At 75.4% G+C, this 24,642-nt stretch carries 23 protein-coding genes; 11 read left to right on the top strand and 12 right to left on the bottom strand.

The genetic code is table 11. The features are described from left to right. Window positions 1–57 precede the first annotated feature (57 nt). Entirely contained in the window at window positions 58–399 is a 342-nt protein-coding gene (locus PIR53_15985; protein WZH51510.1) for a winged helix-turn-helix transcriptional regulator, read from the bottom strand. A 133-nt stretch (window positions 400–532) separates the two neighbouring features. On the opposite strand from PIR53_15985, the gene PIR53_15980 reads away from it, so the two are divergent. The 3 genes from PIR53_15980 (at window position 533) to PIR53_15970 (ending at window position 3,278) form a co-directional block, all read left to right on the top strand. Beyond that, on the top strand, window positions 533–1,381 hold the full coding sequence (locus PIR53_15980) for an SDR family oxidoreductase (GenBank protein ID WZH51509.1): 849 nt from the start codon (window positions 533–535) through the stop codon (window positions 1,379–1,381). A gap of 80 nt (window positions 1,382–1,461) precedes the next feature. Then, window positions 1,462–2,475 carry an ATP-binding cassette domain-containing protein gene (locus PIR53_15975; GenBank protein WZH51508.1) on the top strand — a complete coding sequence of 338 codons (1,014 nt, stop codon included), beginning with the start codon at window positions 1,462–1,464 and terminating at the stop codon, window positions 2,473–2,475. Continuing rightward, window positions 2,472–3,278, top strand: a complete 807-nt coding sequence (locus PIR53_15970) for an ABC transporter permease (protein WZH51507.1) — start codon at window positions 2,472–2,474, stop codon at window positions 3,276–3,278. The genes PIR53_15975 and PIR53_15970 overlap by 4 nt, the downstream gene beginning before the upstream one ends. 220 nt (window positions 3,279–3,498) lie before the next feature. On the opposite strand, the gene PIR53_15965 is transcribed toward PIR53_15970, so the two are convergent. Beyond that, window positions 3,499–5,178, bottom strand: coding sequence for a sodium:proton antiporter (locus tag PIR53_15965; GenBank protein ID WZH51506.1), 1,680 nt, complete (start codon window positions 5,176–5,178; stop codon window positions 3,499–3,501). A 162-nt stretch (window positions 5,179–5,340) separates the two neighbouring features. On the opposite strand from PIR53_15965, the gene PIR53_15960 reads away from it, so the two are divergent. The 3 genes from PIR53_15960 to PIR53_15950 all read left to right on the top strand — a co-directional run bounded on the left by PIR53_15960 (window position 5,341) and on the right by PIR53_15950 (window position 7,452). Then, a complete protein-coding gene (locus PIR53_15960) occupies window positions 5,341–6,093 on the top strand; it encodes a sulfite exporter TauE/SafE family protein (GenBank protein WZH51505.1) in 753 nt (250 codons plus the stop codon). 92 nt (window positions 6,094–6,185) lie between these two features. After that, window positions 6,186–6,908, top strand: coding sequence for a GAP family protein (locus PIR53_15955; GenBank protein ID WZH51504.1), 723 nt, complete (start codon window positions 6,186–6,188; stop codon window positions 6,906–6,908). A gap of 70 nt (window positions 6,909–6,978) precedes the next feature. Then, window positions 6,979–7,452, top strand: coding sequence for a PGPGW domain-containing protein (locus PIR53_15950; GenBank protein ID WZH51503.1), 474 nt, complete (start codon window positions 6,979–6,981; stop codon window positions 7,450–7,452). A 48-nt stretch (window positions 7,453–7,500) separates the two neighbouring features. Here PIR53_15950 and PIR53_15945 read toward each other — a convergent pair whose 3' ends face one another. The 4 genes from PIR53_15945 to PIR53_15930 all read right to left on the bottom strand — a co-directional run bounded on the left by PIR53_15945 (window position 7,501) and on the right by PIR53_15930 (window position 10,267). Further along, window positions 7,501–7,767: a hypothetical protein gene (locus PIR53_15945; protein ID WZH51502.1), complete on the bottom strand. Its 267-nt coding sequence runs from the start codon at window positions 7,765–7,767 to the stop codon at window positions 7,501–7,503. Then, on the bottom strand, window positions 7,764–8,630 hold the full coding sequence (locus PIR53_15940; protein ID WZH51501.1) for a hypothetical protein: 867 nt from the start codon (window positions 8,628–8,630) through the stop codon (window positions 7,764–7,766). Before PIR53_15940 ends, PIR53_15945 begins: the two co-directional genes overlap by 4 nt. Before the next feature lie 8 nt (window positions 8,631–8,638). Continuing rightward, entirely contained in the window at window positions 8,639–9,526 is an 888-nt protein-coding gene (locus PIR53_15935) for a hypothetical protein (protein ID WZH51500.1), read from the bottom strand. A gap of 81 nt (window positions 9,527–9,607) precedes the next feature. Continuing rightward, a complete protein-coding gene (locus PIR53_15930) occupies window positions 9,608–10,267 on the bottom strand; it encodes a TetR/AcrR family transcriptional regulator (GenBank protein WZH51499.1) in 660 nt (219 codons plus the stop codon). Between the two features lie 45 nt (window positions 10,268–10,312). On the opposite strand from PIR53_15930, the gene PIR53_15925 reads away from it, so the two are divergent. Further along, window positions 10,313–11,542, top strand: a complete 1,230-nt coding sequence (locus PIR53_15925) for an oxygenase MpaB family protein (GenBank protein WZH51498.1) — start codon at window positions 10,313–10,315, stop codon at window positions 11,540–11,542. 140 nt (window positions 11,543–11,682) lie between these two features. On the opposite strand, the gene PIR53_15920 is transcribed toward PIR53_15925, so the two are convergent. Then, window positions 11,683–12,108, bottom strand: coding sequence for a VOC family protein (locus PIR53_15920; GenBank protein ID WZH51497.1), 426 nt, complete (start codon window positions 12,106–12,108; stop codon window positions 11,683–11,685). A gap of 132 nt (window positions 12,109–12,240) precedes the next feature. On the opposite strand from PIR53_15920, the gene PIR53_15915 reads away from it, so the two are divergent. After that, complete coding sequence (locus PIR53_15915) at window positions 12,241–12,609, top strand: MmcQ/YjbR family DNA-binding protein (GenBank protein ID WZH51496.1); 369 nt, start codon at window positions 12,241–12,243, stop codon at window positions 12,607–12,609. 22 nt (window positions 12,610–12,631) lie between these two features. Here the strand turns inward: PIR53_15915 and PIR53_15910 are convergent, their stop codons facing one another. Continuing rightward, window positions 12,632–13,597: a PfkB family carbohydrate kinase gene (locus PIR53_15910; GenBank protein WZH51495.1), complete on the bottom strand. Its 966-nt coding sequence runs from the start codon at window positions 13,595–13,597 to the stop codon at window positions 12,632–12,634. A 134-nt stretch (window positions 13,598–13,731) separates the two neighbouring features. Here PIR53_15910 and PIR53_15905 point away from each other — a divergent pair, with 134 nt between their 5' ends. After that, window positions 13,732–14,553, top strand: coding sequence for a protein phosphatase 2C domain-containing protein (locus PIR53_15905; GenBank protein ID WZH51494.1), 822 nt, complete (start codon window positions 13,732–13,734; stop codon window positions 14,551–14,553). A 33-nt stretch (window positions 14,554–14,586) separates the two neighbouring features. On the opposite strand, the gene PIR53_15900 is transcribed toward PIR53_15905, so the two are convergent. Beyond that, window positions 14,587–15,624, bottom strand: coding sequence for an alpha/beta hydrolase (locus tag PIR53_15900; protein WZH51493.1), 1,038 nt, complete (start codon window positions 15,622–15,624; stop codon window positions 14,587–14,589). A gap of 127 nt (window positions 15,625–15,751) precedes the next feature. Further along, complete coding sequence (ilvA, locus tag PIR53_15895) at window positions 15,752–17,086, bottom strand: threonine ammonia-lyase IlvA (GenBank protein WZH51492.1); 1,335 nt, start codon at window positions 17,084–17,086, stop codon at window positions 15,752–15,754. Window positions 17,087–17,143: 57 nt separating this feature from the next. Here ilvA and PIR53_15890 point away from each other — a divergent pair, with 57 nt between their 5' ends. Continuing rightward, a complete protein-coding gene (locus PIR53_15890; GenBank protein ID WZH51491.1) occupies window positions 17,144–17,512 on the top strand; it encodes a hypothetical protein in 369 nt (122 codons plus the stop codon). Further along, window positions 17,505–17,924: a hypothetical protein gene (locus tag PIR53_15885; protein ID WZH51490.1), complete on the top strand. Its 420-nt coding sequence runs from the start codon at window positions 17,505–17,507 to the stop codon at window positions 17,922–17,924. The genes PIR53_15890 and PIR53_15885 overlap by 8 nt, the downstream gene beginning before the upstream one ends. 78 nt (window positions 17,925–18,002) lie before the next feature. On the opposite strand, the gene PIR53_15880 is transcribed toward PIR53_15885, so the two are convergent. Next, window positions 18,003–22,529: a DUF11 domain-containing protein gene (locus PIR53_15880; protein ID WZH51489.1), complete on the bottom strand. Its 4,527-nt coding sequence runs from the start codon at window positions 22,527–22,529 to the stop codon at window positions 18,003–18,005. Between the two features lie 167 nt (window positions 22,530–22,696). Beyond that, window positions 22,697–24,598, bottom strand: coding sequence for a penicillin-binding transpeptidase domain-containing protein (locus PIR53_15875; GenBank protein ID WZH51488.1), 1,902 nt, complete (start codon window positions 24,596–24,598; stop codon window positions 22,697–22,699). Between the last annotated feature and the right edge of the window lie 44 nt (window positions 24,599–24,642).

Here is a 24,642-nt window from a genome sequence, read left to right as displayed (position 1 = left end):
AATTTGATGGTCTAAGTGGCGTGTTCCCCGGCTGACCGGGGAAAGTGTCGCGCCGCCTCAGGCCCCCCGCACGCGGTCCTGGGCCCAGAGGGCGAGGGGGGCGAGCAGGGCGGCGGCGTCGCGGCCGGCGTCGGTGAGCGAGTACTCCACGTGCGGCGGCACGACCGGGCGGGCCTCGCGCAGCACGAGCCCGTCGGCCTCGAGCGTCTGCAGCGTCTGGATGAGCATCTTCTCGCTGACGCCGGGGATGGCGCGCTTGAGCTCGCTCCACCGCAGCGTGCGGCCGTCGAGCTGCAGCAGCACCAGCAGCCCCCACTTGCTCGTCACGTGCTCGACGAGCTGGCGCATCTCGGGGCAGCCCGTGTCGAGGGTGGAGAGACGGGCGCCGGTCATGGTCATGCGCCCCACCTTACCTGCAGGTGGGTACCCCACTTCAAAGTCGGTACCTCCCGACGGGAAGGGTTCGGTCCGTCCCCCGGTTGACCCCGCCGACAGCGCCGCACGACGCGGCGCACGGACGAGGAGGAACGACATGGCGATCGTGGTGACGGCGGCGAGCGGGCAGCTCGGACGACTGGTGGTGGAGCAGCTCCTGGAGCGCGGCGTACCGGCGGGCGACGTCCTGGCCACCGCCCGCGACACGGCGAGGCTGACGGACCTGGCGGACCGCGGCGTACGCACCGCCCGGCTCGACTACGACGACGTCGACGCGTCGGTGCTCTCCGCGGGTGACGTGCTACTGCTCGTCTCGTCGAGCGCCGTCGGCCAGCGCGCGCGGCAGCACGGCAACGTCGTCGAGGCGGCGAAGGCCGCCGGCGTGGCGCGCATCGTCTACACGTCGGTGACCAACGTCGACAGCCCGACGCTCGTCGTGGCGCCGGAGCACAAGGCGACCGAGGAGCTCATCGAGGCCAGCGGCCTGCCGTGGACGTTCCTGCGCAACGGCTGGTACACCGAGAACTACCTCCCCGCCTTCGGCCAGGCGGCCGAGCGCGGCCAGGTCGCCGCGGCGGCGGGCGACGGTCGGGTCTCCAGCGTCGAGCGGGCCGAGCTGGCCGAGGCGGCCGCGGTCGTGCTCGCCGGCGAGGGCCACGAGGGTGCGGCCTACGAGCTGGTGGGCCAGGAGGCGTGGACCCACGCCGAGCTCGCCGCCGTCTTCGCGGACGTGCTGGGCCGTGAGGTCGAGTACGCCGCGCTCCCCGCCGACACCTACCGCGACGTGCTGGTCGGGGCGGGCCTCGACGAGGGCACCGCCGGCTTCCTCGTCGCCGCCGACCAGAACATCCTCGACGGCGAGCTCGGTCGCACCGGCGACGACCTCGCCACCCTGCTGGGCCGCGCGCCGCGCACGATCGCGCAGACGGTGCCGACCTGGGCCTGATCCACCGATGAATCAGGACTGTCACCGCGGTCTGTGATCCTGACGTCCACGTGTGGTGGGCGCCCAGGGGAAGGACCGCGATGGCAGAGATGATCCGAGCAGAGGGCTTGGAGAAGAGGTATGGCGAGGTCCGAGCCCTCGCGGGGCTCGACCTCGCCGTGCCCGAGGGCACGGTGCTGGGCCTCCTCGGCCCGAACGGGGCGGGGAAGACCACGGCGGTGCGCATCATCGCGACGCTGCTGAAGCCCGACGGCGGCCGCGCCGAGGTCGCGGGCGTCGACGTGGTCGGCGACCCCGACGGGGTGCGGCGCCGGATCGGTCTCTCGGGGCAGTACGCCGCGGTCGACGAGCACCTGACCGGGTTCGAGAACCTGGAGATGGTGGGCCGGCTCTACGGGCTGGGCCGCGCCCGGGCTCGCGAGCGGGCGCGGGAGCTGCTCGAGCGCTTCTCGCTCGCGGACGCCGGCGACCGGCCCTCGAAGACCTACTCCGGGGGCATGCGCCGCCGTCTCGACCTGGCCGGGGCGCTGGTCGCGTCCCCGCCGGTGCTCATCCTCGACGAGCCGACGACGGGCCTCGACCCGCGCAGCCGCCTCGAGATGTGGGACGTCATCCGAGAGCTGGTCGCGGCGGGCTCGACGCTGCTGCTGACGACCCAGTACCTGGAGGAGGCCGACCGCCTCGCCGACGACATCGTCGTCATCGACCACGGCCGCGCGATCGCCCGCGGCACCGCCGACGACCTCAAGGCCCAGGTGGGCGGGGAGCGCATCGAGGCGGTGCTGCGCGAGCGCGGGGACGCCGAGCGCGCCCGCGCCATCCTGGCCGGTGTCGCGATGGCCGGGGCGGAGGTGCAGACCGACGACACGGGGCGCACCCTGACCGCGGCCGTCGACGACGGCGTGCCCGCGCTCCGGCGCGTGCTCGACGCCTTCGAGAGCTCGTCGATCGCGCTGCTCGACGTCGGCCTCCGACGGCCGACGCTCGACGACGTGTTCCTGTCGCTCACCGGTGCGGTGGCCGACGACTCCGCGGGTCCCGCGGCCGGCACCCCCGGCACCCCCGGTAGCACCGAGAAGGAGGCCGGCCGATGAGCTCCCTCGCCCGCACCGCCAGCGACGGCTGGGTCGTCACCAAGCGCAACCTCATCAAGATCAAGCGGGTGCCCGAGGTGCTCGTCTTCGTGCTCGTCAGCCCGATCATGTTCATCCTGCTGTTCGCCTTCGTCTTCGAGGGCGCGATCGGCGCGGAGGGCGGGGTCGGCTACCGCGAGTTCCTCATCGGCGGCATCTTCGCCCAGACCGTCGTCTTCGGCGCGACGTTCACCGGCGCCGGCCTCGCCGAGGACATGCAGAAGGGCATCATCGACCGCTTCCGGTCGCTCCCGATGTCGCCGTCGGCGGTGCTCATCGGGCGCACGACCTCCGACGTGGTCTACAACGTGCTGTCGCTGATCATCATGGCGCTGACCGGCCTGCTCATCGGGTGGCGCATCCGCGAGGGTGCCCTCGACGCGGTCCTCGGGTTCGGCCTGCTGCTCGTGTTCGCCTACGCGATCAGCTGGGTGATGGCCTACATCGGGCTGCTCGTGCCGAGCGTCGAGGTCATCAACAACGCGTCGTTCATCGTCATCATGCCGCTGACCTTCGTGTCGAACGCGTTCGTGCCGCTCGAGAGCTTCAGCGGTGTGCTGCGCACGCTCGTCGAGTGGAACCCCGTCTCGACGCTCACGCAGGCCTGCCGCGAGCTGTTCGGCAACTACGACCCCTCGGTGCCCGTCGGCGACGCGTGGTCGATGCAGCACCCGGCGCTCTACACGCTGATCTGGGTCGCGATCATCCTCGTGGTGTTCGTGCCGCTGAGCGTGCGGCAGTACCGGTTGTCGGCGGCGCGCTGAGGCTCTGCTCTCTGCGCTCGCTCCGCTCGCGCGTGCTCGGCGGCCCCGAGCGCTCGGCTTCCCTCGTCGTCCGTGCGCCGCCCGCTCGCTGCGCTCGCATCGCGTCATCCGGACTCCTCGGTCCAGCCGAGCGCGGCCGCCGAGCCGCGTGCTCCCGGACGTCAGGCGTTGCGGTGGTCGGGGGCGCCACCTCGCATGACGTTCCGGGGTGGGGGGAGCGCTAGACGTCCTCCACCGGCCGACGGCGGAGCTCGATGCTGATCTGGTCGGCGTCGAGCACCGCCATCAGGTCGCGCACGGCCGACGAGGCGAAGGCGCCCTCGCGGGCGAGGTCGAGGAGCACCCCGCGCTGGGCGTCGATGACGTCGGCGCGGTCGACGGGCCCGCTGTCGTCGGACTCGGCGTCGCGCTCCAGGCGCTCGGCGGTCGCGCGGAGCACGTCGACGAGCTGGCGGCGGTCCCGGTCCAGCGCGGCCTGGTCGACCCCGGCGGGGCGCACGCGCCGCACGACCCAGCCGATCGTCGCGCCCTGCCCCACGAGGGAGCCCGCGGCGACGAGGAACCCGAGGAACACGAGCAGCGACCGGTCGGGGGTGTCGGCCGGCAGGGTCTGGGCGGCGGCGAGCGTGACCGCGCCCCGCAGGCCGGCCCACACCACGACGGCGCCCTCGCGGGGACCGAGCGGCTCGGCGATCAGGTAGTCGATGTCGGCGAGCCGGCGTCGTACGCGCGCGCCGAAGCGCTCGATCCGCTCCGGCTCGAGACGCAGGCGTGCCACCCGGGACGCCCCGCGCAGACTCTTGCCGTGCTTCTCGACCCGCGCGGTGAGGGCGGCGGCGAAGCGGTCGGGGTCCTCCGCCAGCTCCCGCATCCGGTCGACGCGGTCGCGCACCGCCGCCCCCCGCCTCGCGCGTCGCGACAGCGCCAGCAGCAGGGGGGCGACGAAGGCGGCCCGCACCAGCAGCACGATGGCGAGGGCGGCGGCTGCGACGGCCAGGGTGCGGCCGAGGTGGTGGTCGTCCTCGTCGAGGTCGACGAGCAGCCCGAAGAGCTCGAGGCCCATCACGAGGAAGATCGCGCCCTCCAGGAGGACCTCGACGGTGCGCCACACCTCGGCGTCCGACAGCCGGTGCTGCGGGCTCAGCACCCGGGGTGCGCCCCGGCCGGTGACGAGCCCGGCCACCACCGCCGCCACCAGCCCGGACGCGCCGAGGTGCTCGGCGGGGAGGGCGGCGGTGAAGGGTACGGCGAGGGACAGCGCCGTGTTGACCGACGCCTGCAGGGTGCGGGCCCGCAGCCACAGGTTGACCCGGCCCACCAGGACGCCGATGGCGGCCGCGACGACGACGGCGACGGCGAAGTCGCGGGCGATCCCGCCGACGCTCCACCCCGTCGCGGCCGCGGCGACCGAGGCCCGCAGCAGCACGAGGGCGGTGGCGTCGTTGAGCAGTCCCTCGCCCTCGAGGATCGCGACCACCCGTGGACTGATCCCGAAGCGTTTGACGATGGACGTGGCGACGGCGTCGGTCGGGCTCATGATGGCGCCGAGCGCGACGCCCCACGCGAGGCTGAGGCCGGGGACCACCAGGGTGAAGAACCAGCCGAGCACGAGGGCGCTGGCCAGCACGAGCACGACCGAGAGCCCGCTGATGGCTCGCAGCTCGCGCCGGAACTCGATGGCCGGCATCGAGACCGCGGCCGAGTAGAGCAGCGGCGGCAGCACGCCCGCGAGGATCCACTCGGGCTCGATCTCGACGGCCGGCACGAAGGGCATCAGCCCGACGACGCCCCCCACCGCCAGCAGCAGGAGCGGCGCTGCGACGCCGAGCCGGTTGCTGACCATGGAGACCAGGGCGATCGCCACGACCGCGAGCACGACGAGCGTCAGGGTCTGCTCCATGGGGCGATTGTCCGCCCACCCCCGCGTGTAACGCGGTGTCCGGGCTACTGATGCGGTGGTCGACCACGTCCATGGAAGCCCGGACACCGCGTTACACCGGGTGGGGCCGCCGTGGCACGATCACGACGGGCCCTCCGGGGAGGCTCGACGGGACGGGGGGACGTGGACGCGCTGTGGGTGCTGCTCGCCGGCTTCGGCGCCGGCGTGCTGACGGCGACCGTCGGTGTCGCCTCCCTCCTCAGCTTCCCGGTGCTGGTCGCCCTGGGCGTCCCCCCGGTCACGGCCAACGTCAGCACCACGATCGGCCTGGTCCCGGCCGGGCTCGGGGCGGCGGCCGGGTTCCGCGACGAGCTGCGCACCCACCCGCGGCTGACGGCGCAGCTCCTCGGCCTGACCGCCGTCGCCGGTGTCGGCGGCGCCGCGCTGCTGGTGCTGCTGCCCGCGGGGGTGTTCGAGGCGATCGTGCCGTGGCTGATCCTCGGCACCTGCGCCCTCGTGGCCGTGCAGCCGCGCATCGCCGCGTGGCTGCGCCACCGTCGCGGCGAGGACGGCGAGGCCCGGCTCCGGCTCACCCCACCGGTGGTGGGGTGGGTGCTGCTGGTGGGCGTGTACGGCGGCTACTTCGGCGCCGGCGCCGGCGTCATGATGCTGGCCGTGCTGGCGCTCTCGCTCGACGTCGAGTTCCACGTCGCGGGTGCGCTCCGCACGCTGACGGTGATGGCCGCGAACATCACGGCCGGCGTCGTCTTCGTCCTGATCGCGGAGGTCGACTGGCGGGTCGTGGGGCTGCTGGCGGCGGGCTCGGTGCTGGGGGGCTACACCGGCGCCCGCATCGCCAAGCTGCTCCCCGTGGCGTGGCTCCGCGCCGCGATCGTCGTGGCCGGCACCGGGTCCGCCCTCGCGATGCTGCTCTGATCCGGACGGCACCCCCGGCCCCGACCGAAGACGCCTCGGCTCCGACCATCGGCTGATCCGCGGCGTACCCCCGCGTCCCTAGCGTCGGCTCCGTGGACCCCGTCACCCTCGCCGCGCTGGTCGGCCTCGCGCTGGTCGACAGCACGAGCATGGGCACGCTGGTGCTGCCGCTGCTCCTCCTGCTGGCGCCGCGGGTCGACGTGCGTCGGTACGCCGCGTACCTCGCCGTCGTCGGCGGTCTCTACGCCGCCGTCGGCGTGGCGCTCGTGCTCGGCGCCGGCGCGCTCCGCGACGTGGTGCTCGACCTGGGCGACCTGACCTGGCTGCGCTGGGCCCAGCTCGTCGTGGGTGTCGCGCTGCTGGCGGCCGGAGCCGTCGGGGACAAGGTGCTGGAGTGGTGGCGTCGCCGTCCGGGGCACGAGCCGGGGGAGTCCTCCGACCGTGCGGGCACGTGGGCGGAGCGCCTCGTGGGCCCGGACGCGTCGTACCGCGTCGTCGTCGGCGTCGCCCTCGCGGCGGTGCTCGTCGAGGTGGCGAGCATGCTGCCCTTCCTCGCCGCCGTGGGGCTGATCACCGCGGCGGACCTGCCGGTGGTGGGCACCGTCGGTGTCGTCGCGGCGTACGCCCTGGTGATGGTGGCCCCGGCCCTCCTGCTGCTCGGGGTGCGGCTCGCGCTCCGCGACCGCGTCGAGGCGCCGCTCGCGCGCCTCGCCGCCTGGCTGCGGCGCGTCACGGACGGAGTGGTCTACTGGGTGATGGCCATCGTGGGACTCCTGCTGGCCGGGGACGCGGCCGGGGCGCTCGGGCTCACCTGACGCCGCGGGCGGAGGCGGCGAGGCCCGGGAAATCCGGTCCCCGTTCCCGGCTGTCTGGCAGGCTGCACCCGTGCGCGGAGCAGGCAAGCGGATCGCCCTGGAGATCGTCGGATGGACCCTCGTGGTCGCCGGCATCGCAGCCCTCGTGCTGCCCGGACCCGGTCTGCTCATGCTGTTCGGCGGGCTCGCGGTGCTGTCGCAGCAGTACGAGTGGGCCGAGCGCCGCCTCGCCCCCATCGAGCGCGCCGCGATGCGGACGGCGGCCGAGGGCGTCGAGACGTGGTTCCGCGTCGCGATGTCGACGCTCGGCGCGCTGTGCCTCACGGCCCTGGGGGTGCTGTGGATCGTGCAACCGCCCGCGCCCGGCTGGTGGCCGGTCCGTGACTCGTGGTGGCTCTTCGGCGGCGTCGGCACCGGCATCACGCTCATCGCGTCGTCGGCGATCGCCCTGGGGCTGATCGTCTACAGCCTGCGGCGCTTCGGGCGCCCCGGGCACAAGATCGACCCGGGCCCGACGCCCGCGGACGAGACCGCGACCCGCTGAGTCGCGGCCCCACCGGGCCGCTCCCCGTAGCGCTGGGGCCACGACCCCTCAGGCGCTGACCGACTCCTGCGCGCGCACGTTCTCGGCGGCCACGGCCGCCGCCTGCTCGAGGGCGGTCGCCGCGGTGCGGAGGGACGCGACGTAGGCCCCGTCCCACTCCTGCACGAACCGCTCCCGGTCGGCGCCCTGCCACGCGGCCTGCTGCAGGCGGGCGGTGAGGGTCGCCTCGAGCGTGCGGAGCCGGTCCGCGACCGCCGTCATCCGGGTGCCGAGCGCGGCCACCTGCTCGGTGTCCATGCCGTGGAAGCTGCTCATCGGGCGTCTCCGCTCTCGGTGATGCTCTCGGGGGTGGGTGCGGCGTCCGCCGCCAGGGCTCGTACGTCGCGACGCACCTGCTCCACGTCGACGGGGGCGATCCGGACCTGTCCGCTGCCCGCCGCGGTGCGTGCCACCCAGCAGCCACGGGGCCCGGTGAAGAGGCCGAGCAGCTCGCCGGGCCCGCCCGGTGCGACGTCCGCCCCGGCCCGCAGCACGGTCACGTCGGAGCGGAGGTGGGCCGCGCCCAGCTGCGCCATGAGGGCCGGAGGCGTGACGGCGACCGCGGCCGGTCCGGACACGTCGCCCGCCGGGACGGAGAGCGTGACCGGGGCGTCCGCCGCGCCGCTCGCGGCCTCGGGGTGGAGGACCGCGCCCACGAGGAGGTCGCCGAGGTCCGCGGCCCGGCCGAGGGAGAACCGGTGGTGCCCGTCGGTGCCGACCTGCTCGACCAGCACGAACTCGGCGACGAGGTGGGCGTAGAGGAAGTCCTGCACGGTGGCGCCGGTGCGGGCGACCGCCACGACGGTGCCCGCGGCCCGGCGCAGGGTCAGCACGGAGAGCACGTCCTGCCGCACGAGCAGGTCGAGCTCGACGCGGTCGCCCTGCCGCTCGGGCGCGCCGTCGCCGCCGGGCGACGAGACGATGCCGCGGGCCAGCAGCCCGCGGAGCGCCGTGGCGAGCGCCTGGTCGCGGACCGCGCCGGTGAGGTCGGCGAGGTACGGCGTGACCGCCGGCCCCTCCGCGTGGCCGAGCACGGCCAGCTCCTCGTCGGTGAGGGTGACGACCGGCGTCGCGATCTCGGCCGGTGCGTCGGCCGCCGGGTCCACGGTGCTCGCGGCGGTGCTCACGGTGGCGCTCATGGTGGTGCTCACGAGCCCACCGCCGCCGGCCGGCCGAGGCCGAGGAAGCCGCGGGCCCAGTCGCGGGCCGAGTCGAGCGCCCGGGACGCCTGGTCGGAGGCCCAGGTGGAGACGCCCTCGGCGGCGCGGGAGACGAACTGCCCGATGGCGGCGCGGTTGTCGTACACGTAGTTGCCGGCGCTCCACACGCCGTAGGCCGCGACCCCGATCGCCGCCGCCGTCGCGATCGGCGCCGCCAGGGCGGTGCCACCGACGAGGAGGGTGACGGCACCCACCGCGCCCGCGCCGCCGACGATCCGTCCGACGGTGTCGCGCCAGCCCTCGTAGCCGGTGCCGGCCACCGCCTGCCACGCCCCCTGCAGGGCGGTGAGGGGCAGCGAGATGCGCGACAGCATCCCCATGATCCCCGTCTTGCGCGTCGCGAGGAGCGCCTCGACCGCGTCGCGCACCTTCTCGAACCGGGTCAGCGCACCGAACCCGGTCGCCGGGTGGCGCAGCGCGTCGAAGAACCCGCGCAGCTGCAGCAGGCCCTTGCCGGCGCCCCAGATCTTCTTCAGCGCGTTGGCGGTCGCGATGCCGCCCGGCACGAGGGAGAGCCAGCCGTAGCCCTGCGGTGCCGTCGAGTCGGCGCTGCTGACGCCCTCCTGCTCGTCGGCGTTGCGGCGGACGATGCGCCCGGCGGTGTCGAGCGCGCTCGCGACATCGGCGATGCTGCTCTGGGCGAGGGTCCCCCACTCGTCCTTGCACCGGGTGGCGTCCGGGCCCTGCCAGCTCTCGGCCGCCGCGATGGCGCCGGACAGCTCCGACGACAGGTCCCGCAGCTCCCCGGCTCCCGCCTCGAGCTCGATCGCGAGCGCGCGGAGCTCCTCGACGTCGGCCCCGACGAACGTCCCCATCGCCCGCACCTCCTCCTCGGTCGGCGACGGACCCCACGGTCGCCGCGCGATCCTGAACCTAGGCGCGGCACGCGCCCGGCGTCATCCGGAGGTTTCCGGCTCGACCGCGACGTACCGGACGCCCATGGCGACCACCTCGTCGAGCAGCTCCTCCCGCGTCAGCGGCGGGTCGGGGTCGAGCACGAACCGCACCGTCAGGAACTCCATCGTCAGCACCGCGACCCACGCCATGCGGGCGGCGCGGGGGCGGTCGGCGGCGGGGAGGCGGACGGCGAGGTACGCCGCGAGCACGTCCCGCACGCGCCGCTCGAGCTGCTCCCGGCCCGCCAGGTTGCGGGCGCCGGGGAGGTCCTCCCACACGAGCCGCAGGAGGGCGACGTCGGTGGAGAGCGCGGTGAGGAGGGCGTCGGCGGTCGAGCGCACCATGGCGGGCCCGGTCGCGTCGAGGCGGTCGAGGAGCACGCGGGTGACGTCCTCGCTGACCTGCTCGATCCAGCGCTGCGTGAGGACGTCGACGAGGGCCGCCTTGTCGGGGAAGTACTGGTAGAGCGAGCCCGGGCTCACGTCGGCGCGGGCGGCGACCCGGTTGGTGGAGAACGCGTCGTAGCCGTCCTCGGTGAGCACGACGCGAGCGGCCTCGACGATCCGCTCGACCATCGCGCGGGAGCGCTGCTGGCGCGGCTGTCTCCGCAGGCCAGGGATGGGGCGCTGGGTCGAGGCGGTGCGCCGGACGGGTTCCATGACGCGAATTGTATGCGAGCGATGACTCGCGTCAGGCTGGTGCGCATGAGCGCATCCCTCCAGCCCGAGGTCGGCGGACCCGTCGCGCCCCCCTCCCGCTTCCGCGCCGCCGAGGCCCGCGGTCGCCGGCTCGGCCGCACGCTGCGGGTCGTCGCCCGCGTCCGGGACGTCGACGAGGACCTGCTGGCCCGGATCGGCGCCGGCTTCGGCGAGCAGGACGACGTCGGGGCACGGCTCGCCGCGGCCCTGCGGCTGCCCGCGGGCGACCCGCGTCGCGTCACCCACCGCCAGCTGCGGGTCGCCCTCGCGGACGGGATCGGCGCCGTACCGGACGCGCCGGAGGCGCTGCGGACCTTCCTCGCCCACGTCGAGGCGACCCCCGCGTGGGTCGACCCCGCGCTCGTCGAGGAGGGCGCGCGGGTCTACCGGCGGTTCGGGCAGAACGCCGCCGACGTGCTCCTGCAGCTGTCGCTCATCGGGGGCTACCGCTTCGGGGGTCCGCCCGACCTGCTCGTCGCGACCGGCGGCCTCGTCGGCGACTCCACCCGACGCAGGCTCGCCGAGACCCAGACCTGGACCGCCGCGCTCTCGCAGCCGGGCGCGCTGCAGCGCGACGCCGACGGACGCTGGGGGGAGGGCTGGCGGCTCACCGTGCACGTCCGTGCCATGCACGCGCTCGTCAACGCCGGGTTCGCCGACACCTGGGACGTCGCGCGCTGGGGCCTGCCGATCAACCAGGCCGACCAGGCCGGCACGCTCGGCCTGTTCGACGGCGTCGTGCTCCTCGGGGTCCGGGCGCTCGGCGTACCGGTCACGCGGGCGGAGTCGCGCGCGGTCATGCACCTGTGGAAGTACGTCGGGTGGCTGCTCGGCGTCGACGAGCAGTGGCTGGTCGACGCCGAGCGCGAGCGGCACCGGATCAACTACCACGTGCTCCTCGCCCAGGGCGACGTCACGCCCGCGGGTGCCCGGCTGTCGCAGGACATCGTGGCGATGCTGCGGACGCTGCCGCACGGGCGCTGGAAGGCGGAGCGCACGCTGAGCATGCTGTCGCTGTTCCTCGGCCGGGAGTCCATGCGCGACCTCGGGCTGCCGTGGCGTCCGCCGTGGGCGCACGCCCTCGTGCTGGGGCTGAACACGTGGCGCTACCGGATCGACCGGCGGCTCCCCGGCGGCCCGGCCCGGCTCGACCGCTGGGGCGACGCGGTCGTCGCGCGGGTGATGGCGGACTACTTCGGCCGCGACGAGCCCGCCGTCGGGGCGTTGCCCGGCTGAGGCCCGCCCCAACCCTCACCGGTTGGTTGACGTGCAAAGTGGTCGGTTCCCCGGCTGACCGGGGAACCAACCACTTAGACCATCAAATTTGATGGTCAAAGTGGCGTGTTCCCCGGCTGACCGGGGAAAGTGCCACCCCCTCAGGCCTCCGGCTCGTCGCCGCTGGCGATGTTGAACATCCAGGCGATGCCGAAGGGGTCGGTGACCTGGCCGAACCAGGCGCCCCACATCTGCTTGTCGAGCGGTACGTCGACGGTGCCGGCCGCGCTGAACGCGTCGTACCAGCCGCGCAGGCGCGCCTCGTCCTCCACCTCGCCGTTGAGGGCGATCGCGAAGTCGGTGCCGTGGACGACCTCGTTGTCGGGGCCGCCGTCGGAGGCCATGAGGCGGAGGCCGTCGTCGGTGTGGAGGAACGCGTGCATGACGCCGTCGGCCATCGGCCCCTCCATGCCCATGTCGCCGAAGGTCATGACGTCGAGCTTGCCGCCGAGGATCGACTGGTAGAGCTCCATCGCCGCGCGGGTCTCGCCGTCGAAGATGAGGTAGGTGTTCATGTGGGTCGTCACGGTGCGCTCCGGGGTCGAGAGCGGCCGCTGATCGGCCGCGTCGGGGGAGCAGACCACGTCGCTCGCCGGAAGTCATCGGTCCCGCGGAGGACCTGAGGCGAACTTGTCGGCGTCCTGTGGCACCGTGCCGCCATGGCCCGCCGCCCCGACGTCCCGCCCGCGCTGCTGGAGCGTCTGCGTCCCGTGCTGGCGGCGTTCCCGGAGTGCGTCGAGGAGGACGCGTGGACGGGCGTGCGCTGGCGCGTCGCGGGGCGCACGGTGGCGCACGTCTTCGGGGGCGAGGACCAGCTGTTCCGCATCACGTTCCGGGCCGAGCCCGACGAGGTGATGGCGTTCCGCCACCTGGGGGAGCCGTACTTCGTGGTCGGGGGCAACGCCGTGGGCCTGGTGCTCGACGACGCGACCGACGTCGAGGAGCTGGCCGAGCTGCTGACCGACTCCTACTGCCTGCAGGCCCCCGAGCGCCTGGCCGCCCAGGTGCAGCGCCCGGGGGGCGGCTGACGGCGACCGTCGGCGCCGCGGCTCAGGCCACGCCCTCCGGCACGACCCGGCGCGACGCGACGAGCGCGGGCGACAGGGCGGGGTTGACGCTGCTGGCCGTCTCCGTGGTGAGGGCCGCGGCGGCGGCACCGGACCGCACGGCGTCCACGAGCGGCACGCCGCGCACCAGGTCGGCGAGGGTGGCCCCGACGAGCGCGTCGCCGACGCCGTTGGTGTCGACGACGGAGGCGGGCACCACGGGGGTGCGCACGAGCACGTCGGCGTGGCCCACGACCTGGCCGGCGGGGCCGAGGGTCAGCACGACGGCACGCACCCCGGTGGCGAGGAGGGCGTGCACCACGGCGTCGGAGTCGTCCCCGCCGTCGGGGGCGGGCGCGAGGGCGCGGCCGCGGTCGGCGAGCAGCGCCCGGGCCTCCTCGACGTTGGTGAACAGCACGTCGATGGCGCCGAGGTCGGCGGGCAGCCGGGGGGCCTTCGACGTCGCGACGGTGTCGACGGCGAGGCGGAAGCCGCGGGTGCGGCGCGCGGTCGCCAACCGGGTCTGCGTGGCGCTGGGCAGGGTCGCGTCGGCGAACACCCATGCGCCCGGGTCGACCCGCGACAGCGGCTCGGCGACCCGGTCGGGGGTGATCTCGTCGAAGGCCCGCAGGTCGCTCGCGCCGACGACGAGCTCGCCGTCGGGGCCGCGCACGGCGGCGGACGTCGCGGTGGTCTGGCCCGCCAGCGGTCGCACCGCCCAGCGGTCCACGCCGAGGCGGTCGAGGTCGTCGAGGAGGGCGCGTCCGGGGACGTCGTCGCCGACGACGGACACGAGGGCCGCCCGCGTGCCGAGCCGGCTGAGGTTCTCGGCGACGTTGCGCGCGACCCCGCCGAAGGACGTCGCGCCCGTCGCCGCGTTCGACGCACCGAGGGCGACGGGTCCGCCGATGCGGTAGGACCGGTCGACCACGGCACCGCCGATGCAGGTCACGTGGGGCGAGTGGGTCACGTCGAGGACGGTACGACGCGACGGGGCCCCATAGCACGCCCAGAGCGCCAGGAGTGCCATGCGTCACACGCGCAGGCGTCGTGCCGGCCGGCATCGCGCGCCGACGCTCACCCGAGCGTGTCACGATGGACCGCATGCTGCGTTTCGTCGGTACGGGGGCGAGCCACGTGGGGCTCGTGCGGGACCACAACGAGGACGCCGCCTACTCCTCGCCGTACCTCGCGCTCGTCGCGGACGGCGTCGGTGGCGCGGCGGCCGGGGAGGTCGCGTCGGCGACCGCGGCCTACGTGGTGGCCGCGACCACGCGCGCGCACCCCGACGACGACCCCGTGCTCGTGCTCGGCGACGCGATCCGCCGGGCCGTCGTCGACCTGCACCGCGGCGTGGCCCTGGACCCCGAGCGCCGGGGGATGGCCACGACGCTCACCGCCCTGGCCACCGACGGCCACCGCGTCGTGCTCGCCCACATCGGTGACTCCCGCGCCTACCTCCTGCGCGACGGCCAGCTCGCGCGCGTCTCCCACGACCACACGCTCGTGCAGGCGCTCGTCGACTCGGGCGACATCAGCGCCGATTCGGTGCGCCACCACCCGATGCGCAACGTCGTCATGCGGTCCCTCCACGCGGGATTCGGCGACGAGGCCGACCTGCAGCCCGACATCCACGTGCTCGACGCGCGGCCCGGCGACCGCTTCCTCGTGTGCAGCGACGGCCTCACCGACATGGTCGAGGACCGCGCCGTCGCCCACATCGTCAGCACCCGGGACGCCGAGACCGCCACGCGCGACCTCGTGCAGGCGGCGCTCGACGGTGGCGGCCGGGACAACGTCACGGTGCTCGTGGTCGACCTGCTCGACGACCCCCAGACCGTGCGCCTCTCGGGCGACGGTCAGCTCCACGGCGCGCTGCGCGACCCGCGCAACGTCGTCGACCCGGGCACCCTGCAGCGCCCCTGAGGTCGGGCGGCCCGCCGGGTCAGCGAGGCCAGGTCAGGCGATGTCGGCCGCGACCCCGTCGGCCGCGGCGAACGCCCGATCGACGAAGCCACCGATGCTCTCGATGGCCTCGCCGGCCTCCTTGAGGAGGCCGGCGGCGGCCTGGAATACGTGCACCTGCTTGTCCCAGACCTCCAGCTCGACCGCCGTGCCCGCGTCGGCGAGGGCCTCCGCGAGGCGCACGCCGTCGGCGTACAGGCTCTCGGCGGAGCTGACCTGCACGAGCGTGGGCGGGAGGCCGCGGCGCGTGGCGTGGGTCGGCGACTCGATCGGGGCGTCGCCCAGGCCCTTGCGGCGGTTGGCGCGCGCCGCGAGCTGCTGGAACCGGCCGATCGCGCGGCGGGGGAAGAGGGTGCAGCCCGGGTAGGGCAGCTCGGGGGCGAGGAAGTCGACGAGCGGGGACATCGCGACGATGCCGGCCGGGCGGGGGAGGCCCGCGCGCTGCACGGCGACGGCCAGCATGACCGCCAGGAACCCGCCGGCGGAGTCGCCCATGAGCACGGTGCGGTCGGGGTCGGCACCGTGGGCGAGGGCGTGGCGGTAGGCGTCGAGGGCGTCCTCGAGCGCGTCGGTGACGGTGTGGCGGGGGAGCTTGCGGTACTCCGGCGCCAGCACGGTCGCGCCCGTGCGGTGGGCGACGCGGCTCAGGAGCTGGCGGTGGAGGTGGTTGCCGCCCACGAGGAAGGCGCCGCCGTGGAGGTAGACCACCGTGGTGCCGCTCTCCGCCGACGCGGCCGTGGTGATCCGCGTGGCGGAGCAGTGCGGCAGGCGGTAGCGCTCGAACGTCGTGCCCGGCAGCGGACGGAGCAGCCGCCCGACCTGGTCGACGACGGCGTAGGGCCACGGCAGGTCCGGCGCGAGGGTCCACGCGGCGATGAGGGGGCGCACGGTGGCCCGGAGCGTCAGGTCGAGCGCCGTCGCGCGCACACCGCCGCCACCGAGGTCGCGCCGCACGAGGAGGGACCCCGCCGGGGCGGCGGAGAGGGTGCGGCGCGCGGTGCCGCGCCGTCGCTGCGTCCCGGTCGTCGTCATGGCCACCTCCTGTGCGCCGGTCCCGTCGCGGACCGCCCGTTGCGTGCGGGCCAGTGTGCCCCACGTCACCTAGACGTAACACGCGATCGGCAGCGGAGCGTCCGACCTGAGGCCGGAGCCCGACGTGTCAGAGCACGAAGCCGAACAGGGGGCTGTCGGGATCGACCTTCTGGACGCGGAGGTTCGACGTGCGCATGCGCTCGACCAGTCCCTGCAGGTCGGCCGGGTCGCCCAGCTCGACGCCGACGAGGGCGGGACCGGTCTCCCGGTTGTTGCGCTTGGTGTACTCGAACAACGTGATGTCGTCGTCGGGACCGAGCACCTCGTCGAGGAACCGTCGCAGCGCGCCGGGCTCCTGGGGGAACTCGACGAGGAAGTAGTGCTTCACGCCCTCGTGCACCAGCGCCCGCTCGACGACGTCCGCGTAGCGCGAGACGTCGTTGTTGCCGCCCGAGACCACGCAGACGACGGTGCTGCCGGGCACCAGGCCGCCGTCGGGGTCGGCCACCACCTGGCGGAGCGCGGCACTCGCCAGCGCCCCGGCGGGCTCGGCGATGATCCCGTCCGCCTGGTAGAGGTCGAGCATCTCCACGCAGATGAGCCCCTCGGGCACGGCCACGGTGGCGAGGTCGACCGGGCCGCCCCCGTCGGCGCGGGCGGCGTCGACGGCGGCGTACGTCACCGCGCCGACCCGGCGCACCGCCGCCCCGTCGACGAAGGGGTCCACGTGGGCGAGGTCCGTCGGTCCGCCGGCCTCGAGCGCCGCCGCCAGGGAGGCCGCCCCCGCGGGCTCCGCGGCCACGACCCGCATCCCCGGCGCCCGCTCCGCGAGCAGGGTCAGGGCGCCGGCCAGGAGCCCGGCCCCGCCGACCGGTACGACGATCGCCGCGGGCTCGAGGCCCGCGTCCGCCGCCTGGTCGATGATCTCGGCGGTCACGGTGCCCTGGCCCGCGATGGTCTGGGGGTGGTCGAACGCCGGGACGACGGTGGCCCCGGACGCCTCGGCGAACTCGGCGCAGGCCGACGCCGCGTCGTCGTACGCCTCGCCCGCGATGACCACCTCGACGAAGCTGCCGCCCAGCGTCGCCACGCGGTCGCGCTTCTGCCGCGGTGTCGTGCGCGGCAGGAAGATCGTCGCGCGCACCCCGGCGCGGGCACACGCGTAGGCGACGCCCTGGGCGTGGTTGCCGGCGCTGGCGCAGGTGACGCCGCGCTCGCGGGCGGCGGCGTCGAGACCGGCGATGACCGTGTAGGCGCCCCGCACCTTGTAGGACCGCACGGTCGTGAGGTCCTCCCGCTTGAGCCACACGTCGAGCCCCGTCGCCGCCGACAGCCGCGCGCTCCGCTGCAGCGGCGTCGGGGGGACGACCGGCGCGAGCAGTGTCGCGGCGGTCTCGACGTCGTCGGCGGTGGGCAGGGCGGGCAGTGCGGTCGGGGCCGTCGGGGTGGTCGGGACGCTCACCGCCTCAGGGTAGGGCGCGCCCACGGACCCGCTCGACGGGCTCCTACGATGGCCGCCATGTGGGACCCGCTCCAGATCGCCGTCGTCGCGGTCTCGCTGGCGGCGGCGGCGTGGTGTGCGTGGTACGTCGTGCGCGACCTCCGCCCCGACCCGAAGCTCGCCGCACCCCTGTGGTTCGTCGAGCTGCTGCTCGTCGCGCAGCTGGTCGTCGGGATCGTCGAGGTGGCGCGCGGCGCGCCCGAGGGCGTCAACGTGGTCACGTTCATCGGCTACCTCGTCGCGCTGCTCCTCGTCATCCCCGTCGGCATCTGGTGGGCCGGCGGCGAACCCGGCCGCGCCGGCACGGGCGTGCTGCTCGTCGTGCTGCTCGTCATCCCCGTCCTCGTCGTGCGCCTCGAGCAGATCTGGAGCCCCGCCGGTGCCTGAGCCGACCCCGTCAGCCGCGCCGCGGCGTACCTCCTCGGGCTGGGGCCGCGTGCTCGTCGCCGTCTACGCGATCCTCGCCCTGTCGGCAACCGGACGGTCGTCGGTGCAGCTCGCCACCCACGCCGACGAGGCGCTGGTGCCCTACCTGCTGTCGGCGTTCGCGGCGCTCGTGTACGTCGCGGCCACCCTCGGCCTCGCCCGCTCCGGGGCCGTCTGGCGCCGTGTCGCGTGGGTCGCGGTGTGCGTCGAGCTGGTCGGCGTGATCGCGGTCGGCACGATCAGCGTCGTGCACGCCGACTGGTTCCCCGACGACACCGTGTGGTCGGTGTTCGGGCAGGGCTACGGCTACCTGCCCCTGCTGCTGCCGTTCCTCGGCGTGGCGTGGCTGCTGCGGACGCGCCCTCGCCCCTGATCCCTCTCGCGTTCCCCTCACCGGTCGTGGTGTGAGGCCTGCGAAAAGTGGTGGCCTCACACCACGACCCTCGGGGGGCTACAGGCGGAACCGCGTCCAGAGCGCGCCGGCGGCGAGGAGCAGGAGGCCGCCGAGGGCGAGCGGGAGGACCGGTACGTCGCGGCCCCCGTCCTCGTCGTCCGCCGTGTCGCCGCTCGCGGGAGCGGCGAGGCCGAGCTCGCCGTCGGGGTCGTCGTCGGTCGTGGTGCGCGTCGTCGGGTCCCCCGTGGGCGGCACCGGCCCGGTGGGTGCCTGACCGGGCACCGCCACCGACGGGTCCGCGAGACGGCCGGCACCGACGACGCCGCCGGGACCGCGGACCCCGCCGAGGCCCACGGAGTCGAGCAGGTCGCCCACGGCCGCCTGGGCGGCGGGAGCCGCGCTGACGACGAGGTCGAGGTCCTGGACGCGGGCACCGCCGTCCGCCGCCACCGCCAGGGCACCGTCGGCGCTCACGCGCTGGGCCAGGTCGGTCGGCGCGGCGTCGCAGCTGGTGCCGGCCGGCAGGAGCACGTCGCGGCCCCCGCTGCGGGCGACGGCCGTCGTGCCCGGAGCCGCCCGCACCTCGCCCGACCACGTCACCGCGCCCTCGCGACGGCAGGTCACGGCGACGCGGGCGTCGTCGTCGAGGTCGTCGCCGGCGGTCACGCGCAGGCGGCCCGCCGAGTAGACGCCGTGGGTCGACAGCAGGGTCTCCCCGCCCGCGACGGCGGTCGCGACCACGGAACCCCCCGGCACCTCGTCGGCGGGCGCGCCCGACGTCTCCGTCGAGGTGCAGAGGGCGCCGACGGGCAGCAGGGCGGTGAGCCCGACCCGCTCGCCCCGGCCCATCGACACCTGCATCGGGAAGCCCGGCAGGGTCTCGTCGCGCCAGCGGCACGTCACGGAGACGAGGGCCGTCGCCGGCGCCATCGCGGCCCCGACGCCGGACACCCGCCGGTCGACGACGACGCGCGCCAGGTCGAAGCGGGTTGTCACGACGAGCGCCCCCTGGGGCGTCTCCGGGGTGACCCGGGTGCCGGTCGCGGGCGAGACCGCCACGTCCGTCGCACCCTGGTCCTGCGTGACGCCGCCGGAGCAGACCGCGCCGTACGGCACCGGCAGCGCCGCGCTGACCTGGCCGTCGGCGAGCTGCAGCGTGCGCGGGAAGCCGTGCACGGGCACCCCGCCCCGCACGCAGTCGACGCGGACGGCGGTCGGACCCGCGGCGTACAGCGGCGCCCCCTCACCCTCCGCCTCGTGCGTCACGGTGAGCTGGCCGGACGGCACGTTGACCTCGGCGCAGACGCCTTCGCCCTCGGGGCAGGGGTTCGGCAGGATCGCGCCCTCGACGACGAAGCGGCTCAGGAGGCTGCCGGCGGAGTACGCGTCGGGCTGGGCCGTGAGCTGGATGTCGCGCGTCTCGTAGGGCGCCAGCTCGATCTCCGGCCACGTCACCTCGCTGCCCGCGCTGCGGGGCTGCGTGGGATCGAAACCGGGGGCGACGGGCAGGCCGGGCAGGGTCGGCACGGGCTCGTCCACCGGGCCGACGACCTCGCCGAGCAGCCCGCCGGTCAGGCCGTCGAGCACGTCGAGGAGGAGCCGTACGACGGCGCCGGCGGTGGCCGCGACGAAGTCGAGCCCGACGGGGAGGGTGCCGACGGGTGCGGCCGTGGTGATCGGGTGCGGGCCCGGGTTGGCGAGCCGCACGGTGTAGGTCACCTGCTCGCCGGGCCCGGCGTAGGCCCGGTCGGTCTCCAGCGTCACCACCGGGGGCAGGTCCTCGGCGTACGGCGTCAGCCCCACCTTCGCGCTCTCCACCGGCGGCAGCGTCGAGCCGCTCCAGGCGTTGCGCGCCGTCGCGGCGGCCGTGTTCCAGGCGACGGAGCCGGGGGCCACGTCGTCGGGCAGACCCACGGTGAGGGTGACGTCGAAGCCCTCGCCGATGTCGTACGTCGCGCCCGACGTCAGCCGCAGCGCGCGGACCCCGTCGGGGTCGCCGTCGGTGCGCCACGCGGCACAGCCCTCGGCCTGCGGCTCGGTGCCGAGGGAGTGGCACACGTCGCTGTCGTCGGCGGTCGCGACGCGGACCCCGTTCGGCGCCTCGACGTCGAGCAGCTCGACCTCGAAGCCGCTGCCGCGCGGTGTGCCCGACGCGGCGCCGGCCAGGAGGGTGTCGTCGAGCGTGGGGAGCACGTCGTAGACCGTCACGTCCTTCAGCGGCGTCGTCGCCGTGTTGCGCCACCGCAGCGTGTAGGTCGCCTCGCCGTCGTCGGCGAGGCCGAGCGACGGGGCGGCCTTCGGCTCCTCGTCGGCGTCGCCCTGCACCTGCACGTCGACGGAGAAGGAGGCGGCGCCGTCGCCGGTCTCCACCTGCACGGTGCTCGTCGCGAGGCAGCCGGGCGCCGTGTGGGCCAGGCCCGTCGTCGAGGTCGGCACCGAGCGCGACGTGGTGGCCGGCTGCTGGGCGCAGACCTGGGAGATCGGGGTGCCGGGCGCGACCAGCCGCGCCTCGTGGGCGAGCAGGCCGGGCCGCGTCGCGACCACGGGGAGGGACAGCTGCAGGCGCACGCGGGCGCCGGCCTCGTCGGTCACCTGCGCGGCGAGCTCGTCGGCGTCGACCACGGCTCGCACGAGCGTGCGGCCGCTGCCTCCCGCGTTGCGGGCGACGACGAGCGGCAGCGCGACCTCGCGCTCGGTCACGGTCTGGCCCCGGCCGCCCGCGCGGTGGGTGATCTCGAGCGTCGCGGGCAGCGTGGCCGGCACGCTGCCGTGCCAGTCGAGGCCCTCGGGGAGCCGCTCGGCCAGCACGAGGTCGGTGTCGGAACCGGCCGGCAGCAGCGCGCTGCCCGTGACGTCGAGCGTCGTCGTGGCGCCGACCTCGGGGAGGGTGGCGGCGGCGTACGACGCGTCCACCCCCAGCTGCGGCCGGGCCACCACGGTGAGCACGGCGTCGCGGGTGCTCAGCTGCGTGGTGTCGTCGCCGTACGTCGCCGACGCGGACGAGCGCGCCACCACGACCTCGCCGGGGTCGACCTCGGGGTCGACGTAGCCGAACACCGCCCAGCTCATGGTGTAGGACTCGATGCCCGTGCTCGCGGGGAACTCGATGGCCCGGACCCGGCCGACGGCGGAGTCGGGGACGGAGAAGCCCACCCACTGGCCGCGGTCGTCGAGGGCCGTCGTGCCGCCGGTGCGGTGGAGGGTGACGCGGCGACCGTCGGTGAGCACGGCCCGCGCGCGGTAACCACCCGGCACGGCCTCGCCGGTCGAGCCGTCGGCGTCGTTGTCCACCCACAGCGCCGCGGTCGTGGCGTGGAAGGCGGGGACGCAGGAGCCGCTCGACGGCTCGTGACGGGTGCCGCTGCCCAGGCACGGCATCTGCTGGGCGACCCCGACGGCGTAGCCCGACCCGTCCTCGATGTTGTTGTAGGAGGTCTTGAAGCCCGCCTGGGTCAGCCCCGTCGCCCCGTTGGGCTGGAACTGCTCGAGCGAGAACGCCGGCTGGGCCGGGAGCACCCCGAGCCAGTTGCCCGGGTAGGTCGCCTGCGAGCGGTCCTCGGCCGTGCCGTCGTCGGAGGTGCTCGTGCGCACCTGGCCGAAGGCGCCCGCGAACAGCGAGCCCGGGCTCGCCCCCGGCGCGCCCATGACGGTGACCTGGGCGCTGTCGGTCGCCGGCTCGCCCGTCCAGCGGTGACCGCCACCCGCCGTGGTGGGCGTGACGCGCAGCGACAGCGGCAGCTGCGCGCGGTCGGTCTGGCCCTCGTCGATGCGGGCCGTGACGGTGCCGGCCACGACGCCGTCGGCGCCCCGCTCGCGGCAGCTGGCGGGGAGCGCGTCGCCCGTCGGGGTCCACGTGAGGGTGCGGCCCGAGACCCGGGCGCCGGCCGGGGTCGACCCGACCAGCGTGAGACCGCGGGCGAGCTCGGCCTTGATCTCGAGCCGTCCGGGGAACCAGTTGCCCGTGTCGGGCTGCACGCAGGAGACCCGGAGGTCGAACGTCACCTCGTCGCCGGGCCGGCGCAGCGCGGAGTCCGTGAGGCCCACGTGGGCGACCGCCGTCGTCGTCGCGTCGACGTGGGCGGTCACCTCCTCGTCGTACCCCGGCGGCGCGTGCCGGCTCGTCCCCGCGTTCGAGCTCGTGGCCACGGGCTCCAGCTCCCAGCTCGTGCCGTCGGGGGTCGTGTCGTTGGGCGGTGTCAGGGAGAACGTCGCGAGGGCCGTGGCCCCGGCCGGCAGGGCACCGGTGAGCCGGACGACCAGGTCGTCGTCCTCCACGGTCTGGGTGACCGTCACCCCTGCGGGGGCGGTCGCGGGCTCCTCGCTCCGCTGGTACGCCGCGGCGTCGCCCAACGGGATCCGTGCCACCACGTCGGCGCAGGCGTCCGTGGAGCGCGTGCAGACGAGCGCGACCTCGTAGCGGAACGGCGTGCCCGACGACAGCGTGTTGCCGGACGTCAGGCGGATGCCGACCTCGAGGCCGCTCGTCGCCTGCGCCGGGCTGCCGGTGAGGACGAGGGCGACGAGAAGGAGCACGAGGGCGAGGCCGCCCCGGACGAGGGGACGGAGGCGCGCGGACCCGGACACGTGTGGACTCCCCGAGAGAGGGCCACGGCCCCGCGCCGACCGGCGTCAGGCGACGTCGGCGGGCCCGAGACCGCGACGGAGCTGATGCGTGGATGAGTGAAGTTACTCCCCGGGAGCCGCGAGCGACACCCCCGCGAGGTGACGGCTGCGTGACATCGGGGCGCCGATCAGGCCGCGCCGGCGAGGAACGACCGCAGGATCGGACCGGCGGTGCCCGAGCCCGAGGCGCCCTCCTCGACGAAGACGGCGACCGCCAGGTCGCCCTGGGTGGCGATCATCCAGGCGTGGGTGGCCGGCGGGTTCGCGGTGCCGAACTCGGCGGTGCCGGTCTTGGCGCCGACCGGCGCCCCAGGCAGGTCGGCGAGCAGTCGGCCGCTGCCGTCGGTGACGACGGCCCGCATCAGCTCCTGCAGCGCCGCGGCCTCGTCGGCGGTCAGGGGCGTGCCGGCCGGCACGGCCTCGGCGGTGTGGTCGGGGAGCAGGGTCGGCAGCACCGCGCGGCCCGCGGCGACGGACGCGGCGACCGTCGCCATGGCCATCGGGGAGGCGAGCACGCGGCCCTGGCCGATGGTCTCGGCCGCGGCCTCCGTCGCCCCCTCGGGCGCCGGCACCTGGCCGAAGTACGCCGGGAAGCCCAGGTCCTGGTCGACGCCGAGGCCGAGCGCGGCGGCCGCCTCCGCGAGGGCCCCCTCGGGCAGCGCGTCGGCACTGCCGATGAAGGCCGTGTTGCACGAGTTCGCGACGGCCTCCCGGAGCGTGATCTCGCCGATGCCGGAGGCCGGGTAGTCGTCGTAGTTCTCGAACACGCGGCCGTCGACGGTGACCTGCGCCGGGCAGGCGACGGTGTCGTCGGGACCGACCCCGGCCCGCAGGAGGGCGAGGGAGGTGACGACCTTGAAGGTCGATCCCGGTGCGTACTGCCCGAAGGTGGCGGCGTTCTGCCCACCCGTGCCCGGCCCGTTCGCCGCCGCGAGGAGGGCGCCGTCGGACGGGCGCACGGCCACGATCGCGCTGGCCGGACCGACGTCGGCGAGCAGCCCCTCGGCGAGGCCCTGGAGGTCGATGTCGAGGGTGGTGGCGAGCGGGGAGCCCGCCACGGCCTCGGTCGCGTGGAGCTCGCGCGGCTCGGCGTCGGACCCCTCGGCCGGGACCACGACGACCCGGAGGCCGTCGGTGCCGCGCAGGTCCGCGTCGTACCGCCGCTGGAGCCCGCCGAGGCCCACGACGTCGCCGGCGCGGATCGCGCCGTCGGACTCCTCGACGATCTCCGCCGTGGCCTCCCCGACCGAGCCGAGGATCGGCGCGGCGAAGCCCCGGGTCGGCGCGAGCGGCACCTGGTCGGGGATCGCCGCGACCCCCGGCGTGCCGCCCAGCAGGTTGAGGTCGGCCTCGTCGGCGCGGACCACGAGCGCCTCGACGTACGCCCGCTCGCCGGCCGCCGCCACGCGCTGCACGAACGCGTCGGCGTCGATCCCCAGCGTCTCGGCCAGCGTGCGCGCGGACGCCTGCGCGGTGGCCGCGTCGATGCGGGACTTGTCGATGCCGAAGCGCACGACGTCGCGCAGCGTGACGATCGGCTCGCCGTCGCCCGCCAGCACGTCGCCGCGGACGGCGGCGGTCGTGTCGGCCCGCAGCACCTCGCCCTCGGCGAGGGAGGACTCGACGACCGTCGGCGACCAGACGACCTGCCAGTCGTCGCCCTCGCTGCGCAGCGCGACGGTCGACGTGTGGCTCCAGGTCTGTTCGCCGAGCTGCCAGACCCAGTCGAGCGTGGCGGTGCCGGTGTCGCCGTCGACCGTGACGTCACCCGTCGTGACCTGCGGGTCGACGTCGCCGAGCCCCGCGACGACCGTCTCCAGCTCCGCCGTCGCCTCCTCGGGGGTGGCGCCGGTCAGGGGCACGTCGGCGAGGTCGCCCGCGACCAGGCCCTCGCGCAGGCTCGTGACCGCGCGCTCCGCCTCCTCGCGGTCGCCGTCGTCGGAGCACGCCACCAGCAGCGACCCGGCGACGAGCGTCGCCACCGTCCCCGCCAGCGCGCGCGCTGTGCGGCCCCGAGCGCCACCCGTCATCGTGCTCCCCCTGTGAGTTACCTGATTCCCGCCTGCGGGCCTGA

The sequence above is a fragment of the Nocardioides alkalitolerans genome, from assembly GCA_038184435.1.
In the GTDB taxonomy this organism is placed as follows: Bacteria; Actinomycetota; Actinomycetes; order Propionibacteriales; family Nocardioidaceae; genus Nocardioides; species Nocardioides alkalitolerans_A.
This window is presented reverse-complemented; position numbering and strand designations above follow the sequence as displayed.

Bases quoted from the DNA above. Each gene is read 5' to 3' on its own strand.
- PIR53_15985 (WZH51510.1), bottom strand. From the start codon at position 399: ATGACCATGACCGGCGCCCGTCTCTCCACCCTCGACACGGGCTGCCCC.
- PIR53_15980 (WZH51509.1), top strand. From the start codon at position 533: ATGGCGATCGTGGTGACGGCGGCGAGCGGGCAGCTCGGACGACTGGTG.
- PIR53_15975 (WZH51508.1), top strand. From the start codon at position 1,462: ATGGCAGAGATGATCCGAGCAGAGGGCTTGGAGAAGAGGTATGGCGAG.
- PIR53_15970 (WZH51507.1), top strand. From the start codon at position 2,472: ATGAGCTCCCTCGCCCGCACCGCCAGCGACGGCTGGGTCGTCACCAAG.
- PIR53_15965 (WZH51506.1), bottom strand. From the start codon at position 5,178: ATGGAGCAGACCCTGACGCTCGTCGTGCTCGCGGTCGTGGCGATCGCC.
- PIR53_15945 (WZH51502.1), bottom strand. From the start codon at position 7,767: ATGAGCAGCTTCCACGGCATGGACACCGAGCAGGTGGCCGCGCTCGGC.
- PIR53_15940 (WZH51501.1), bottom strand. From the start codon at position 8,630: ATGAGCGCCACCGTGAGCACCGCCGCGAGCACCGTGGACCCGGCGGCC.
- PIR53_15935 (WZH51500.1), bottom strand. From the start codon at position 9,526: ATGGGGACGTTCGTCGGGGCCGACGTCGAGGAGCTCCGCGCGCTCGCG.
- PIR53_15930 (WZH51499.1), bottom strand. From the start codon at position 10,267: ATGGAACCCGTCCGGCGCACCGCCTCGACCCAGCGCCCCATCCCTGGC.
- PIR53_15925 (WZH51498.1), top strand. From the start codon at position 10,313: ATGAGCGCATCCCTCCAGCCCGAGGTCGGCGGACCCGTCGCGCCCCCC.
- PIR53_15915 (WZH51496.1), top strand. From the start codon at position 12,241: ATGGCCCGCCGCCCCGACGTCCCGCCCGCGCTGCTGGAGCGTCTGCGT.
- PIR53_15905 (WZH51494.1), top strand. From the start codon at position 13,732: ATGCTGCGTTTCGTCGGTACGGGGGCGAGCCACGTGGGGCTCGTGCGG.
- PIR53_15900 (WZH51493.1), bottom strand. From the start codon at position 15,624: ATGACGACGACCGGGACGCAGCGACGGCGCGGCACCGCGCGCCGCACC.
- PIR53_15890 (WZH51491.1), top strand. From the start codon at position 17,144: ATGTGGGACCCGCTCCAGATCGCCGTCGTCGCGGTCTCGCTGGCGGCG.
- PIR53_15875 (WZH51488.1), bottom strand. From the start codon at position 24,598: ATGACGGGTGGCGCTCGGGGCCGCACAGCGCGCGCGCTGGCGGGGACG.